The following is a 15,305-nucleotide window of genomic DNA, read 5'->3' on the forward strand; positions in this document are numbered from 1 at the left end:
GGCTATCCAGTAATTTTTTCATTATTGATAGTTACAGGATGTCTTAGTAAGTAGGCCTCTGCATAACTCTGCGTGCCTCTGAAGGGCAGACTGATACTACGATATGCGGACAGCCCCATCATGGCTTGCAAATAGTTCCCAAAACGCAGAGGGGTGGCATGGGCGTTTAATGCTCGCATCTTGGTTTCCATCACATCGGTGATGTCCAGAAGGTGACTCGCGGGCAACGGTGACCATACTTCGAACCACGCGACCGTGCGTCTTGCTGCTGCGGGGCTAACTGCAACCCCAGCACCGACGGCCGCGTGATCTGGGTGCAAATCGGCCTGCCATGGCGCGATGATCAGATCAGCAGGTGACACTTCGATTCGCTTGTCGATGCGTTCATTCAGATCGGGCACCTGATCAAGACAACCATCTGGCAACATCCACGCCTCGTGCGTTTCGATACCAAGAATTCGAAGCGAAAGAGCAAACTCGGGAAGGCGTTCTGCTGTCAGATTTGTCGGGTGGTCTGGTCCCCCACTGCCGTCGCTCACGAGCACGACCTCGACTCTTTTCCCGCAATCCACCAAGCGGCGCAGCAAGCCTCCACATCCCAAAGCTTCATCATCAGGATGAGGAACGAATACCAGTGCCCGCTCGAATGTCTCAAGTGGAAACGGTTGCGGAGGAAGTGATCTAGCCATGGTCGCCAACGATAGTGCCCTCGTATTGAGGCACGAGTTGCTTCCAGGTGGGAATTTTCGCCGTACGATCGGACGCGGCCTTCGCCCAATGCGCCCTGAGAGCTGGTTGATTGACAAGATGGTTCAACGCCTGCGCAAAGTTCTCTGGTGTTGGCTCAATCAACCAGGCCCCGTCGGCCAATACCTCAGATGCCCCTCCGCCGCGTGCCACGACACTGGGTAGGCCAGCGGCGATCGCCTCCAGATTTGCCAATCCAAAAGACTCTACGGCGCATGCGCTCAGATAGACATCGGCAGCCGCGAGAAATGGGGACGGATCGTCAACTTGGACGCAAATTGGCTGAATCCGTAGACTATCGGCAAGAGCTCGCAGAGCGGCATTAAGACCACCGCCGACAATGACCAGATGCACCTCAACCCCCTTGCTCTGCGCAACTAGGCAGGCGTTCAAAATGACATCGATTCGTTTGACAGGCGCCGTGCGCCCGAGCACTAGAGCATAGAAGCTCGCTTCGTCCCATCCCAGAACATTTCGCGCCTGCGATCGCGACATCGGCAATTCCATCGGACGCCCGTATCCGAGGACTGTCCAATTCCCAGGTGTCTTCTCGAATTTCAGTTCATCCCGCAACTGAAAATCGACCGCCAAAGTTGGCAGCAACACAAAATCTGCGCTCCGCAAGCACAATGACTCAAGCCAGAGCAAGAGACGACGCCAGATCTGCGGCAGGACCAGTCCGTCAAGCATGACAGCATGCGCAAACGTGCCATACCCATGTTCCGACAATCCCCAACGCACCGAACGGGAAACTTGGTTAAACGGCCTCAAAAACAAAAAAGCGATTGCCAGCCAGGGATCTTGGAACCATAAATGGGTATAGGTTTTTTTTTGTAGAAGCTTGCGCGTGCGCCGCGCTTGCACCCAGCGTTCAGCCAAGGCGCTGGCCAGCGGCTCTGGTGCCGTCATACGTTGCAAGACATGCGTTGCACGCTGATGTCGAACCGAGTCCATCGTGGTCCACTCTGCAACGCTGATTAAATCTACCGAATGCCCTCTGCTACGCAGCTCCGCAGCGATGCGACGTACCGCCTTGCCAAGGCCGAAACGAAAGTCTCCCTGCCTCTCCCGCGTGACGATAAGTAATTGCATTGTTCCCCGTCAACGAAAATCCGTGTCTCCACCAGTCAGCCACCAACGATCAATCAAGCGTTGAGCCAGCGGCGCTCCGGTCCAGCGGTCAGTAGGGATGTGCATAGTCGTTTCATGCCGAGTTGCTTCCTGACTGCAGACCCGATCTGCACTTGCCTCTGCGATCCAAAAATACACCTCCTTTAAGCCACGCAGAGCGCAAACACGCTGTGCCTGTCTGAACAATGCTGACAACTTTCGAGCCGGCCCGATGACGTCGAGCACCTCGATTCGCTCACCCGACTCACGCCAGACGATCACCCCGTCCCAAGCACCGCCAAGTCTGCCACTCACCGCAAGAATCTCATAACGTTGGTTTGGATGTCCTGCAAAGCGATGGGCGAGCCAGTCTGCCCCCCGCTCGCCAACTGCACGATCGCGCAGATCCTCCAACATCGAGCTCCACAACGCCTCGACTTTTTTTCGATGCACAGGGTTTTGGAGATCGACTGCGACAAGATGGGTTCTCAGGTGTGGGCGTCTTGGACCCGGGGGCCAACGCAATTCGACGATGGCACCCGCATCGGCATAGATGCCCAGGCGCTGCCCGAGCTGCATGCTGCGCACTGTCGGAAAGCCGAACGCCAGCGGGCCGTACACTTCGTCCCAAGTAGCTGTCATGAGAAAAAAAGCCCCTTGCTTGGTCATGACCGCGCGATGTCCTGGATGCACCATGACATCGACCACCTGAAGCGCCCAATTGTGCTGACCATCGAGCAAGATGTCGCGGTACATGGCACCGTAGTGCGCAACCAACTGCCCTTCTTGGTAGGCCAGAATGGCATTTCCTCGGCCCTGTGCATACTTCCAGGCCCAGGCTGATTCGCTCAGTTCGTGTCCAAATACCGCGCGGAACAATGATTGAATTTGCGGCATGTCCTGCTGCGCCGCCAGCCGGATTTGCCATCTCGGCTTTCGCTCCATGCGCACTAGGCCTTTCAGCTCGCCTGCATCATGCTGCAAGTTCAACCCAAGGCGCTGCGCAATGCTGATCCAGTATTGCCGCCACTTTGGAAGCCGGAGGTTCTCCACCTCGGCAAAGCTCAACAGCACCATGCCCTCAGGTGCCAGAGAATCCAGCGCGGTTTGCAAACAAGCCAGGGCGTTTGCCTCGGGAGTCAGATTCGCAAGCCAGACGGCATGAGCAGGGGCCATGCTCGCACGCGAGAAATCCCAGCCCAGACGCGCATGACGCCCAGCAGCGCAAAGTTCCCGCGTGGCGCCGACACCAACCAAATAACCTTCAGCCTGCAATTCCGCTGCAGCGTTCACAGGTTCTGGCGACCAAAACAGCAGCGTAGCTGGAGCTCTTGGCAACAGCGACAAGCCCTTCTGTAGGTCCATCGATTGACTCGTCGTTCCATTGCCAGGGGCATACATTTTGTCGATCGGCTCATCCGACATGCGACAACACACCCTCGTGCAGATCCTCAGTGCCACGGGTCTCGTCCGTTATCCATTGATGCGGCATTGCAACGATACCTTGCTCGAGGCCTGTTTGTGTGACATGGAGTTCCGCCACATCATTGGCTTGATCGTAGACATGCACGCCGTCCTCACTGAGCAAAAAGGCCTGCACCCAATACTCTCCCTTGAGCAAGGGAAGTCGGGGAAATGTCAGCACCGCCTGGCCGTGCCCCATCGCATCCCGTCGGATGTCAACTCCATCGTTCAGGCTGCCCGCACTACAGATCCATCTGCCATCTGAACCGGTAATAGCGAAAGCCAAAGTGGGAGGCGGCAAGGCAGGGTCAGAAGAAAAGCATCCTTCTATGCGCAAATCCGTCAATCGAGAACGCAACTGCAATTGCTTTCCGCTCTGTCCATCGGCGGAGACAGTCACCTTTGTCAACCTGGCGTGGCCAACTGGGATCAGCACCGGGGCATCGTTGACTTGCGACATCTCGACTGCCGATACACCAGGCTGCCGATCCTGACTGCTCAAAAACCCGTTATACGCTGCGACAACCTGCGCTGGATCGCCATCCATCATGATGCGGCCCTGGTGCACCCAAATCACACGCGTGCAAATGGCTTCAACTTGATACAGCGAATGTGAGCAAAACAGTATGGTTTTACCCGCCTTCTTAAATCCCATGATGCGGTCAAAAGACTTGCGCGCAAAGGCGCCATCACCAACTGACAAAGCCTCATCGACAATCAGCACATCCGGGTCAACGCTGGTCGCAACCGCAAACGCCAACCGCACGAACATACCCGAAGAGTAGGTTTTGACCGGCTGCTCCATGAAATCTCGCAAGCCGGAGAACTCCACAATCTCTTCATACAGTGCATCAATCTGCGCCCGCTCTATACCCAATACAGCTGCCGATAGATACACATTGTCCCGACCCGTCATTTCAGGGTGAAAACCCGTACCCAGTTCCAAAAGCGCAGAAACACGCCCCTGAACTTCAAGCGTGCCTGTGGTGGGAACCAATGTCCGCGCCAGCAACTTCAATAATGTACTCTTCCCGGCACCATTCATCCCCACAAGCCCAAGCACCTCACCTTTTTCAATCGTGAGGTCTAGCGCGTGCAACGCGAAAAACTCACTGTGCCGTTTCCGACCAGTCGCCACCTCTAATAAGCGATCGACTCCATGCCTATACACGCTGTAAGTCTTGCTGACCCCTTGCAAATGGACGGCGATCATGGGCTCACGTCCCCAGACAACGGAATTGAAAGGGGTCAAACTTCGTCAAGATCATCTGAAAACACCAAAGATCACAATGCTTCGCGCATGTGCGGTTGTGCGCGACGAAACACGGCAAACGAAGGCCAAAGAACGCCAAGCCAGAGGATGCCCGGCATCGCCACGCTGTTCCACGTCCATGCTTGCCCTTGAACCAAGGCATGCGCCAACACCATCAGATGTGCGAACGGATTAACCTGAAGCCACCACCTCAGGTTTTCAGGGAATGCAGAGGGCAGATAAAGGATTGGGGTGACATACATCAACATGGTCAGCACGAAAGGGGCCAACTGCTGCAAGTCACGTACAAACAGCCCCAGGACCGCGAAAAGGTAACAAAAAGGTAAAATCCATAACATGAGACCAAGCATAAAGGTCAGCGCACCCAAAGCTGCCATGCCTCCAGCAATCAACGAGGCGACAACAATAAAGATTGCCGTATAAATTGCTCCTGTGACTAAAAGCGGAATGAACGGGATGATGATCAGAGGAAAAACAGCCCTCTGGTAGAGGGCTGCATATTCTGTCATCACGCCCAAGCTTCGTTGAATGACCTCGCTCAACATCAGCCAAGGCAACATTCCTGTTAGGTAATAGCCGACAAAGCCCCCATCCAAGCCGGGAAAGCGCACCTTGAGCACGACATCAAGCAAGAACCACAGCGCGGCAACCTGCAGGGCAGGTTGAGCAAACATCCAGAACCCACCCAGGATTGTGCCAGACGTTCTGGCCTTCACGTCACGCTGAACAAGCAACCAGATCAGATCCTGGCGACGCGTATTCCCAAAAAACTTACGCAAAGAGTTCACCCGGAAACGCTTGAGAAAACATTAGCGAGGCTGACGCGCTTATTTTTGATATACGCTGCACTATCAGTAAGTCAATAGCGGTCGTCCAAAGGACGGAGCGTACACGAGATACCAATTATCACCGACCCATACCCATGTATTCTTCACATCCACGGTTACTTTTTTTACTTGCGTCATTTGCCCATTCGGCAGAGGGAAGGGCTTACTGTCATAGGTGATTTTCTGATCAACCGTGGCGACGTTTCCATCTATTGAATGGCTAACTAATTCATATTTATAGTAGTTAATCAATCCTGATTTTTCAAGAAAATCTTTTTTCGGCATGAATGCACGCATGGCGAAGTCAAAATAACCATATGTATCATCGTATTTGGAATGCATGCGCAATGCCCAAAGGCTATTTACACGATCCAAAAGCATTTTTTCCTTCTCTTCCGGGGTGAACAGCTTGAACTTCGCATACACCGGCAACTCCTTTGAGTCCGGTTTGACACCGAGATTCACCAGACGATATTCTCCATTGGCTGGCTGCCCAGTTGGGTAAGATTCATAGCTTAATGCCAAATCGCCCCCCCAGTTCATGAGAACTGGCAAAGTGAGATTCTCGTCACCGGGCACTCCAAGCGGCGCTGGTTCACTCCAGTTTTTTCCCTGATCAGTCGAGAGGCTCAAGTAGATATTCGGACGGATATCGCGATAGTCAACCCACGCAGCAACGACATCGCCCTTTTCAAATGCATAAATAGTCGGCAAGAACGACTGTGTGTTGTCATATTTTTTAATGTCAAGTCTCTTGGCACCACCGGTCCACTTGCCCGCGTTCAAATCAATTCTGCCAAAAAGAATGTCCGGTTTTTTGGTCTGTGTCTGAGAGCTCCAGATGACATAAACATGTCCGTCTGCAGAACTTAGATTGATGCCACTGTTCGTCATCTGGGTGCTGCCCTCCAATGTGGAGACAGGCAGCCAATTTTGCCCCTTGTCGTGGGAAACAACGGTCTTCAGCCCATGTTGGTAATCATCAAAAACCAGAGCGATTTTTTCCCCAACGGACGTCGCCTGAAGTGCACTAATCTGATTCTGTGAGCGGTAGAGCTCTTTGACCGGGCCCCAAGTTTTCCCTGCATCATCGGAGGTCCGTTCAAGCAAGCGATAAACATTGACTCCTGAAAAGATGGGAATCGTGTCGTCCCAAACAGTGATCAAAGTCTGCCCAATTTGCAATGTGCGGGGTTCCAGAGCGAAACTCTGCTGGGGACTTGCGGGCGGCTCATCGATTCGGACGTCGGGCCGGGGCCATGTGCGGCCGCCGTCAAGCGAGCGGTTGAAATACACCTCATACTTGGGCTGACGCTCATCGGAGTACGTGGCGCCAATCACATCATCCTTCAGAAAGCTCAGCGAATATGGCGGAAGGACTCCGTGATTATCGTTGATGATCGAAACTGTGCCGAAGTTGCGCGCGGCTTGATCGCCGCGCGTGATGTACAGGTTTTTGTTGCCCTCGTGAGACCACCAGCTTGCATACACATGGTTGTCATGCAGATGAAGCTGAAATTGATTTCCGCCTTTATAGGGTGCCGTCTCATCCAGCAGAGTGGTTTTTCCGTCAACCTGCAGCACGATTCGGTTGTCCTTGTTTTCATAAAGTGCAACAGGCTTTCCGTCTGGCAGCCGGAGGATGGCCGGAATACTTTCGGGCGCACCCGTCACCAGACCCGTGATTTTGAGAATGGGGGTGGCAGCGGTATGCGCTTGCATGTCGGCACAGGAGGACAACAGCAAGGCACCAACCAGGGCGATGAGGGTTCTCAGGAGATTCATGGGCAATCTGGGAAAAGCGTAGACGCAATCTGATTGAACCTACCGGTACGAGTTCAATCCGACCGCAAAAAGCATATCGATACCAATCAAAAAGCCCCGCCGGAGCGGGGCCTTTTGAGACGCAACGGGCAAAAACTGCCCAGATCGATTACTGCTGTTGGAACATGAACTGCTTGCCGCCAAACACGCCCCCAACCGATGCATTAACCAATTGCATCTTGTACATGAGTACACCTGTGGTCGTATCCAGGATGGTGGTCCCGTTTGTAGGCACCCCGGTCCATGCAGCCTGGATCAAGCCACCATTCGTTCCGACAGCCGCCGTTTGCGCAGTGGTCATCAGATCGGTCGGGGCGACCGAACCAGCGCAGGTCAGCGTCTTGCTGTTGGTGCCAGAGAAGAACGCCTCGTCGTTGTTGTAGACGCCACCAGTACCGCCGGTGGAGTTCGAGATCGTTGCAGTGGCTGTCCAGTTGCGGCCGCCGGTAATGGCCGCGTTCATGTTACCCATGATGATAGAGTACCAAGACGTTTGGACGATAGGCTGCGGGTAGAAGCTCAGCGAGTAAGAGGTTTGCGTGACCGCAGAGAAATTACCTTCCGCACCAGCGACAGAAGTGTTCAGGCCGTTGCTCGTCGCTGCGTAGGACGCAACCAAACCCGTGGTGGGGTCAACGATGGCCATGTCACCAGCAATCGCAGCGGCCGTAGAAGCGGTCGTATCGGTCACAACCAGGAAACCAGTCTGGTTGGCCAGCGGAAAGTAGACAGGAGTGGATGCATCGGTGGAGACCGCCTTGCCAAATCCACCAGCGGCAGGAGAAGCCACCGACTGTTGCAACAGGTCGTTACCGGTCATCGAGCCGTAGGCATCGTAGTGGGTGCAGCTCGGGCCGTAGTTGTACACATAGTGCAGCTTGCGGGCGGTACCCAGGGAGCCGTCGGTGGTCAACGACAGAGCGCTTTGCGCACCGTTGTTGGTGGTCCAGTACGGGAACAGCAGTGAGTTTGCATTGGCGGCGGACATGCCAACAGTGGCCAGCACGGCACCAGCAGCAGCGGCCATCAGGCTTTTCTTGAATTTGATGTTGTTCATTGAGAACTTCCTTTCAGAACGGGTTAAAAACACAGATAGCGGTGATGACGAAGTTGTTGCGATCACTGCGCTGAAATCAATACTAGCATGCCAAAGTGAATCATCGTCAAGGGTTTGTGCGTTGGTCAGGCAGGTTGTTGGAAGAATGTTGCGAGAGATCGATTGATCTGCCGCATTCCAACCTGCATTGACGGCAAGCCGCCAATACCCAAAACCTTCTCCATTTGCTCACCCTTGCTGTTGATCACTCACATCAACAAAGCAAGCATTGTGCCAAGCTGTTGCAGCAGCCCGTTTTTATCTCGAGCTTTTGTAACGTTGATTAGTATACCCATGGGCCGCGTCTTTGGCGGCTCTCTCTGCACAGCATTTCCTGCGCATTGTTGTTTTTTTTTAACGCCCCATTTCCACAGTGGCAGGATGGAGCTGGGTGCCTTGTCCATCGATTGCGATCTTGGGTTTCGCGCCCTCGATCTGTTGCCTGAGCTCGTCCACGCGCCGACGGTATTCCTGGGTCACGTCGGTTGCTTCTTCAGGGTTGTTGATGACGCGCGGGGTGATGAGGATGACAAGCTCATTCCGCACCTTGGTGACACTCTGCGTGCCGAACAGCGCGCCCAGCACAGGGATGCGGGAGAGGTAGGGCAGGCCGGTGTTGCCCCCGCCATCCTGGTCTTGTATGAGGCCGCCCAGAACCAGCGTTTTGCCGGACTGCACCGCCACATGGGTCTGTATGGAGCGCTGGCTGACGGTGGGCGAATTGATGGCCGAGGTGCTGGTGGCGCTGGGGGTGCTGACGGCCTGGGAAATGTCCATGGAGACCAGCCCGCCGGCATTGATGCGTGGTGTAACAGTGAGCTGCACGCCGGTGTTGATGTAGTTGACGCTGGTGATGGTGCCGGTGGAAGTGGTCTGGGTGTTGCCCAGGGTGGGCACCTGATCGCCAATCTGAATTTGCGCGGTCTGGTTGTCTGTCACCATCAACTGCGGGGTGGAGAGGATCTTGAGATCGGAGTCTTGCGCCAGGGCGTTGAACAGCACACGGATGTCTCCGGCGGCGCCAAGTTTGTAGACGGAAAAGCCGTTTGCCAGAGAGGTGGGGGTGGACGGGATGGACCCTCCTGTGGACCCGAGATTGGTCACGAGCTGGCCGTTGACCGTGCCGCCGTTGTTGTTGAAAAACCACTCCAGCCCGTACTGCATGTTGTTGTTGAGGGTGATCTGGGCAATGGTGACCTGAATGAGCACCTGGCGGGGGCTGGTGTCGAGGCGCCGCAGGGCGGCCTCGATTTTTTCGTACTCCTGCGCGGTGGCGAGAATGAGCAGGGAGTTGTTGTCCTTGTCGGCAATGATCTTCACACCGCCCTCCGATTTGAGGGTGACGTTCTGATCGCCGCCGGTGGTGACGGCGCTGTCCTGGCTGGCGTTGCTCGTGGTGAAGCCCGGCATGGTGAGCCCTGTGCCCAGGCCGGGCGTGGTGGTGGATGTGGATGCCGCGCCGGTGGTGAGCGGCGAGGAGGCTCCACCGGTGGTAGTGTTCGAAAAAATGCTGCTGCCGGTGAGACCCGGCGCAACGGAGGCCGCGCTGGACGACGCAGTTTGCGCTTTGGATGAGTAAAGCGAGCTCAGCACGGCGGCCAGCTTGGTGGCATTGCCGTTCTTGACGGGATAGACGAAAAGTTGCGTGCCGCCATAACCGGCCTGGTCGATGCGCTGGATCCAGGTTTTGGCTTTTTCGAGGTATTCGGGTTGCGAGGTGACCACCATGAAGGCGTTGAGCTGCTCCAGCGGGATGACGCGCACCAGGCCGGTGAGTGGGCTGTTGGTCTTGTCGCCAAACAGCTTTTCCACTGCAGGTTCGGCGCTCTTGACATCCATATTGGCCAGCTTGTAGATGCCCACCGACATGCCGGCCATCCAGTCGACGTCGAACATGTCGATGGTGTCGAGCATGTGGCGCAGTTCCCCCTGGCCACCGGCCAGGATGAGCAGATTGCGCACCGCGTCCACACGGACGATGCCGCCATCCGGGGTGAGGGGCTGCAGGATTTTTGCCATGTCGGCAGCACCGATATATTTGAGCGGCACCGCCAGCACGCTGAAGCCGGGACGCAGCGGGATGTTGGCCCCACCAACCTGCGGATCGACCGAGCCCTTGATGGCCACAGACAGCGGAACGACCTTGTAGAGGTTTTCGCGCGGGTCGTGCACCAGCGCAGCACCGTTCATGCGCAGGGCGGTGTCGAGGGTGGAGACCAGGGCGTCCTTGGGGATGGGGCTGCTGGTGCGGATAGTGATATTGCCCTGCACGCGGGGATCGACCACGTAGTTGACCTTGAGAATGTCGCCCAGGATGACGTGGGCAACCTCGCGGATGTCGGCGCCTTCGAGGTTAAGCGTGGTGCCTTCCGCTCCCGTGGTGTGCGTGGCCTGGCCTGTGCTGGGTTCCTTGAGGAATTTGCCGGTGCCTGGATAGAGGTATGACTTCGACTTGCCGTCATCCGCCTTTTTTTGCGCCGCGCTGGCGCTGCTGGCGGGCGCTGCCGGGCCTGATGCGGCGGTCAGCGGCGCACTGGCCGCGGGGAAGTGGCTGGGCAGAGAGGAGATATCGGGCATCAGGGGCTGCCCGGACTGCGGCGTGGCGCAACCGCCCAATAACAGTGCGGCACTGATGAGTGCCGCGAGAGGACGGAGGGTGTGTTGGCGTTTTGCGCTCATTTCTGGTGCATTCCTTGCTGGGTGACGTCCCCTGCGCGACCGTTCAGGGCAGGGGATTCAGGGAAAGAAAGAGTTCATCAACGTACATCGGCACGTGAAGAGCCTCGCCGACAATAGGGCGATGTTTTATTTCATCAACCTTTCATTATCGGTGAAGCCGTTGCAGAAGCCAGGCAACCCTGGCCACAAGCAAGGGCAAGCGTGCGCGAGAAAGCCCGATTTGATGCGCCGCGTGCTCAGGTCAGCGCGCAACTGCAGCCCTCAATGCTTCCACTTCTCGAAGTACTGCGCTGACTGCTCCAACCAGGTCGGGTTGAAATAGTTGCCAGCGCTTTGATGGGTGAGCCGGATGGGCCATGTACCCATGCTCATGCCCGCCTTGCGAGCGCTACGGCAAAAATCCAGATCGTAAAAGTGGAACATGAAGCGGGTATCGAAGCGCACCCGGCCGGCCTGCAGCGCGGCTTTGGTGGTAGCCAGAAAAAGCCCATCGAGAAGTTCACAGGCGGCCGGGGATGGGCCGAAGTAGCTCCAGGTCGCCTGCCCCGGAGTCTTGCCGTGCGCCACCCCACCCGATCCAAAGCGCGGCTCCTCTGGATGCAGATGCCGATTGATGAACCCCCAGGCAGGTTGATGCGCCTGCCGACGGCGATTGCCCGCCACGCCCAGCACCTGGAAGCGCTGAAGTCCCTCGTCCAGCGCCTTGGTAAACCCTGTGAGATGATCAATCCATACGTCGTCATGCATGAACACCAGCACCGCATCACTCGGGGCGGCATCGATCGCGGCGTTGTAGATTTCCGGCAGTCCGCGACGATTTGTGTAGGAGATGTGCGGATGCAGACGGGCATCGATTGGCATCAGCCACTTCAAGGAGCGGCCCAAAGCACTGCTTTCCCAGAATTGTTCCTCGGTCTTCTGTGTTGCCGCAATGATCCAGACCGGCGCGCTGCTGATCTCGCTTTGCATGTAGCGGTTCTGCAGGGCCGTGCTGAATTTCTGCAAGGGGTCCGGCTGTTTGCCTTGCTCCCTGTGCGCCCACATCGCCTCGAAAGCATCCGCCAGATCCGCTGCCATGCCATCGGCATCGAACAACGGGGATTGAAGCACTCGCATGCGCAGTTCGGCCCTGAGATGAGACAACTTCGGCAAGTCAGTTGCCCAGCGCACAGCAAGGTCGATGTATTGCGCCCAGTCGGCTGCCACCCATTCGTCGAGGCCAACCATCATCAGCATTCCAAAGCTTTGACGGCTGATCAGACTGTCTCCATAGCGGGTGAGCACTGGCACACCGCTGCGCAGGTTGTCCACCGTAGTGCCTCCTCCTGTGTAAGGAAAGGGGTCGAGGGCAATGTCTACTTTGGCAAAACACTGGAGGTAGTCTGCATGGGAGCTGGCAGGCTCGAACAGCAGGCGTGCGGCGTCGATCTCGAAGCGGGCGAAATGGCGCGTCAGTTGTTCGCGGTATTGCGCGCTGACGAGGGCGGAATTCTTGAGATAAAGACGGCTGCGAGGTACACGGCGCAGAATTTCTGCCCAGGCATTCAGCGTGTCCGGCGTCAGCTTGAAAGACTGATTGAAGCACCCGAAAGTGAGGTATCCGATTTCCAATGCTGGCAGCGGCGTGTCGTGAACAGGAAGGTCCGGCTCGAAATAGCACAACCGGGTGTGCGGCAACTGCCACAGGCTTTCACTGAAATACTGCCGATGCCCTTTGGGCAGACTCCATGGGTCAGTCAGCAGGTAGTCCATCTCGAACAACCCGGTTGTTGCGAAATACCCCAACCAACTCACCTGAATGGGCGCCGGGCGATAGGTGAACAGCGGCAGGCGATTGCCTGCCGTATGTCCAGCCAGGTCGATCAGGATGTCGATGCGTTCCTGCGCAATGCGCTGTGCGGCTGTGAGATCGTCATGTTTGCTGATGTTGTGCCAGGAAGCACAGTGATTCTGAATATCGCGTGCAATCGGGTCGGCTGCATCATGGTTGACGAAGGCATGCACCGTGAGCCGCTGCGCGTGTTGCGCATGCAGCACACGGAGGACGCCCCGCAGGAAATGTCCGACGACGTGATCCCGCAAATCCGCCGAGACCAGGCCGATTCGCAAGGGGCCGCTGCGATGCGGCTCACCGCTTGGTGCGATGCGGTTAAACACACCATGCCAACTCATCATGACGCCGTAGTCGATGCGCTCGCCTGTTGAGTTGCTATCTTCATCAACACCAGAGCAATTGGCGTCGCGCAGGAACCAGAGGTTGCTGTGCAGAACCGGTTCTGTGGGCGATTCGAGCAATCCTTCCATGTACCTCGCCTCGGCTCCGGCAAAGTCGCCGGTTCGCCGAAGCATATTGCCCTCGGTCAATCTCAGCGGCGCAGCCTGGACCACCCCTTTTCTGAGCCCCGTCTGGATGAGTTGCAAGGCAGCAAACACGTCGCCCTGTTTGCTGAGGTTATTTGCTCGATTGGCGTAGGGAATCCAATTTGAGGGCTCACGCTTGACAAGCAGACGGTAAATAGCGTCCGCTTCCGCATAACGTTTTTCTGCAGCAAGAAAATCGGCGTAATGCAGTTGAAATGCGGGAGACACGGCAGGGAGATGCATGCCACGCTGGAAGAGGTCGTCAGCTTGTTGCGCCTCCCGACACGCCGCATGGACCCGCGCCAGCAGATCGATAAGGACTTCTGATTCTGGTTCGGCAGCCAAGGCTGGCTTCAGCAACAGCTTGATTCGTTCGGCGTGCGCTTGTGGGTCCTGCTTGAACAGGACGTCGGCAAGCTCGTACCGCGCGCGACCCGTTGCAGCAATCGACAGCGCGCGCTCATAAAACAACACGGCATCATCCAGAGCCTGATTCTTGGCCTTCAGGGCGCCCAGATTACGCAGCGCAAAATAGTCAGATGGCTGGTGTTGGAGAATTTCGTGAAATATCTGCTCGGCCTGCTTGTCCTGCCCCATGTTCATCATGAGAACGCCAAGACTATTGCGCGCTACCGAGAGGGAGGGATCAATTTGTAATGCACGCTCCAGATTGCTTTTGGCGTCAAACGGATGGCGCAGTTGCAATTGCAGGTTGCCCAGGTTGAACCAAACTTGCGCATTGGTCGGCGCCAAACTGGACATTGCCCGCAAAATCGTCAAAGCCTCTCGCGGTTGTTGGCCTTGGATGTACGCCTGTGCGAGGAGATCCATGACCACCAAGGCTTGTGGCGCCTCCTTGAGCAGGGCTTTGCACACGCGAATCGCGAGGTCGTACTGACCTCGCCGCAATGCGTCTTTGGCCTTGGCGAGCTGCCCTTCGAGCCTGGCCTTTGCCGAATTCGCCACAGGCGCCATCAGCTCAATGTTTCTTTTGTTCATGGGCCAAGATCTGACGCAGGCTGAACGCATATCCGGAATTGCTAGCGACCTCATCGATGACGGCATGCATCAAGGTCTGGCGCAATTGGTGAAATTTTTCCTCATCGATCTGCAGTTGCTTTCCAATATTTCTAAGGTGCACAAAAAACTCCGCACCCCCGGTGGGCTCAATCTGGGCCACTTCCAAAGGAGACAATCCAAGATATTGCAATTCGATCATCAGCAAATAAAACGATGCCGGAACAAAAATACTGCAATGCACATCTGCATAACGATCCTGCCATTCATTGCCATTTTGCGTTAGTTCGGCATAGTGATTTCGCAAATTGGTATTGGCTTGCGCCCCGCGCGGATCGATGTTTTGCAGGAATACGATATTTCCCTGGTAACGTGCATTCGCAGCGTTGTGCGCGAAAATTTGATAGGGATCGGGTCGCTGCTGGTTTTGCTGAAAAGCACGCAGCCAATCGGCCAGTTCGGTCACAGGGCGAAAATAATCAAACGTCCCCCGACGGTCAGGAATTGCCATAGAAAGCATACCACCCGGCTTGAGCACGTTACCGCATGCCTGCAGGAATTTGATCGGGTTTGGCAGGTGTTCAAAATTATGGCTGGAAATGATGTAATCAAATCTTCCAAGCTCTCCGGTCGTGGCAATGAGTTCCTTCAAATCACTGGCAGAGCCCACGATGTCGACCGCCTCGATGTTGGCAACCAATTTGGGATCGAGGTTTTGGTCGTTTTGCGAGCGCGACCGCAAGGTTTCAGTGTCGAATATGTCGAGCGACAGACAGTTCCATCCCGCTTTTTTTGGTGTAATCGGGCTGTGCCATGGGGCAATTTCTATTCCACGTTGGGATTTATTGATAAATTGCGTGATGCGATCATTCCGTGTCATAACTGAATTCCTCAAGCTGTTCCGTGG

The 15,305-nt window shown here is 55.9% G+C and carries 10 protein-coding genes; all 10 read right to left on the reverse strand.

The features are described from left to right. Positions 1–2: 2 nt before the first annotated feature. Entirely contained in the window at positions 3–689 is a 687-nt protein-coding gene (locus AC1ZQA_RS14110) for a PIG-L deacetylase family protein (protein WP_482677480.1), read from the reverse strand. Continuing rightward, the gene (locus AC1ZQA_RS14115; RefSeq protein ID WP_482677481.1) at positions 682–1,839 is read right to left on the reverse strand and encodes a glycosyltransferase family 4 protein; all 1,158 of its coding nucleotides are present in this window, start codon (positions 1,837–1,839) and stop codon (positions 682–684) included. Before AC1ZQA_RS14115 ends, AC1ZQA_RS14110 begins: the two co-directional genes overlap by 8 nt. A gap of 9 nt (positions 1,840–1,848) precedes the next feature. Further along, positions 1,849–3,222 (reverse strand): GNAT family N-acetyltransferase, encoded by a 1,374-nt coding sequence (locus AC1ZQA_RS14120; RefSeq protein ID WP_482677482.1) that lies wholly within the window; start codon positions 3,220–3,222, stop codon positions 1,849–1,851. A gap of 49 nt (positions 3,223–3,271) precedes the next feature. After that, positions 3,272–4,534, reverse strand: coding sequence for an ABC transporter ATP-binding protein (locus AC1ZQA_RS14125; protein ID WP_482677483.1), 1,263 nt, complete (start codon positions 4,532–4,534; stop codon positions 3,272–3,274). Positions 4,535–4,605: 71 nt separating this feature from the next. Continuing rightward, entirely contained in the window at positions 4,606–5,382 is a 777-nt protein-coding gene (locus AC1ZQA_RS14130; RefSeq protein ID WP_482677484.1) for an ABC transporter permease, read from the reverse strand. Between the two features lie 63 nt (positions 5,383–5,445). After that, positions 5,446–7,206 (reverse strand): hypothetical protein, encoded by a 1,761-nt coding sequence (locus tag AC1ZQA_RS14135; RefSeq protein WP_482677485.1) that lies wholly within the window; start codon positions 7,204–7,206, stop codon positions 5,446–5,448. Between the two features lie 148 nt (positions 7,207–7,354). Then, positions 7,355–8,302 (reverse strand): hypothetical protein, encoded by a 948-nt coding sequence (locus AC1ZQA_RS14140; RefSeq protein WP_482677486.1) that lies wholly within the window; start codon positions 8,300–8,302, stop codon positions 7,355–7,357. Between the two features lie 393 nt (positions 8,303–8,695). Next, positions 8,696–10,918: a type II secretion system secretin GspD gene (gspD, locus tag AC1ZQA_RS14145; protein WP_482677487.1), complete on the reverse strand. Its 2,223-nt coding sequence runs from the start codon at positions 10,916–10,918 to the stop codon at positions 8,696–8,698. Positions 10,919–11,281: 363 nt separating this feature from the next. Further along, positions 11,282–14,380: an O-linked N-acetylglucosamine transferase family protein gene (locus AC1ZQA_RS14150; RefSeq protein WP_482677488.1), complete on the reverse strand. Its 3,099-nt coding sequence runs from the start codon at positions 14,378–14,380 to the stop codon at positions 11,282–11,284. Next, the gene (locus tag AC1ZQA_RS14155; protein ID WP_482677489.1) at positions 14,361–15,278 is read right to left on the reverse strand and encodes a class I SAM-dependent methyltransferase; all 918 of its coding nucleotides are present in this window, start codon (positions 15,276–15,278) and stop codon (positions 14,361–14,363) included. Before AC1ZQA_RS14155 ends, AC1ZQA_RS14150 begins: the two co-directional genes overlap by 20 nt. Positions 15,279–15,305: the final 27 nt, after the last annotated feature.

The organism is Thiomonas sp. DCM-2, assembly GCF_056820905.1.

Excerpts from the sequence above, each read along its gene's own strand:
- AC1ZQA_RS14110 (WP_482677480.1), bottom strand. The coding sequence starts at position 689 with ATGGCTAGATCACTTCCTCCGCAACCGTTTCCACTTGAGACATTCGAG.
- AC1ZQA_RS14115 (WP_482677481.1), bottom strand. The coding sequence starts at position 1,839 with ATGCAATTACTTATCGTCACGCGGGAGAGGCAGGGAGACTTTCGTTTC.
- AC1ZQA_RS14120 (WP_482677482.1), bottom strand. The coding sequence starts at position 3,222 with ATGGACCTACAGAAGGGCTTGTCGCTGTTGCCAAGAGCTCCAGCTACG.
- AC1ZQA_RS14125 (WP_482677483.1), bottom strand. The coding sequence starts at position 4,534 with ATGATCGCCGTCCATTTGCAAGGGGTCAGCAAGACTTACAGCGTGTAT.
- AC1ZQA_RS14135 (WP_482677485.1), bottom strand. The coding sequence starts at position 7,206 with ATGAATCTCCTGAGAACCCTCATCGCCCTGGTTGGTGCCTTGCTGTTG.
- AC1ZQA_RS14140 (WP_482677486.1), bottom strand. The coding sequence starts at position 8,302 with ATGAACAACATCAAATTCAAGAAAAGCCTGATGGCCGCTGCTGCTGGT.
- gspD (WP_482677487.1), bottom strand. The coding sequence starts at position 10,918 with ATGCCCGATATCTCCTCTCTGCCCAGCCACTTCCCCGCGGCCAGTGCG.
- AC1ZQA_RS14150 (WP_482677488.1), bottom strand. The coding sequence starts at position 14,380 with ATGAACAAAAGAAACATTGAGCTGATGGCGCCTGTGGCGAATTCGGCA.
- AC1ZQA_RS14155 (WP_482677489.1), bottom strand. The coding sequence starts at position 15,278 with ATGACACGGAATGATCGCATCACGCAATTTATCAATAAATCCCAACGT.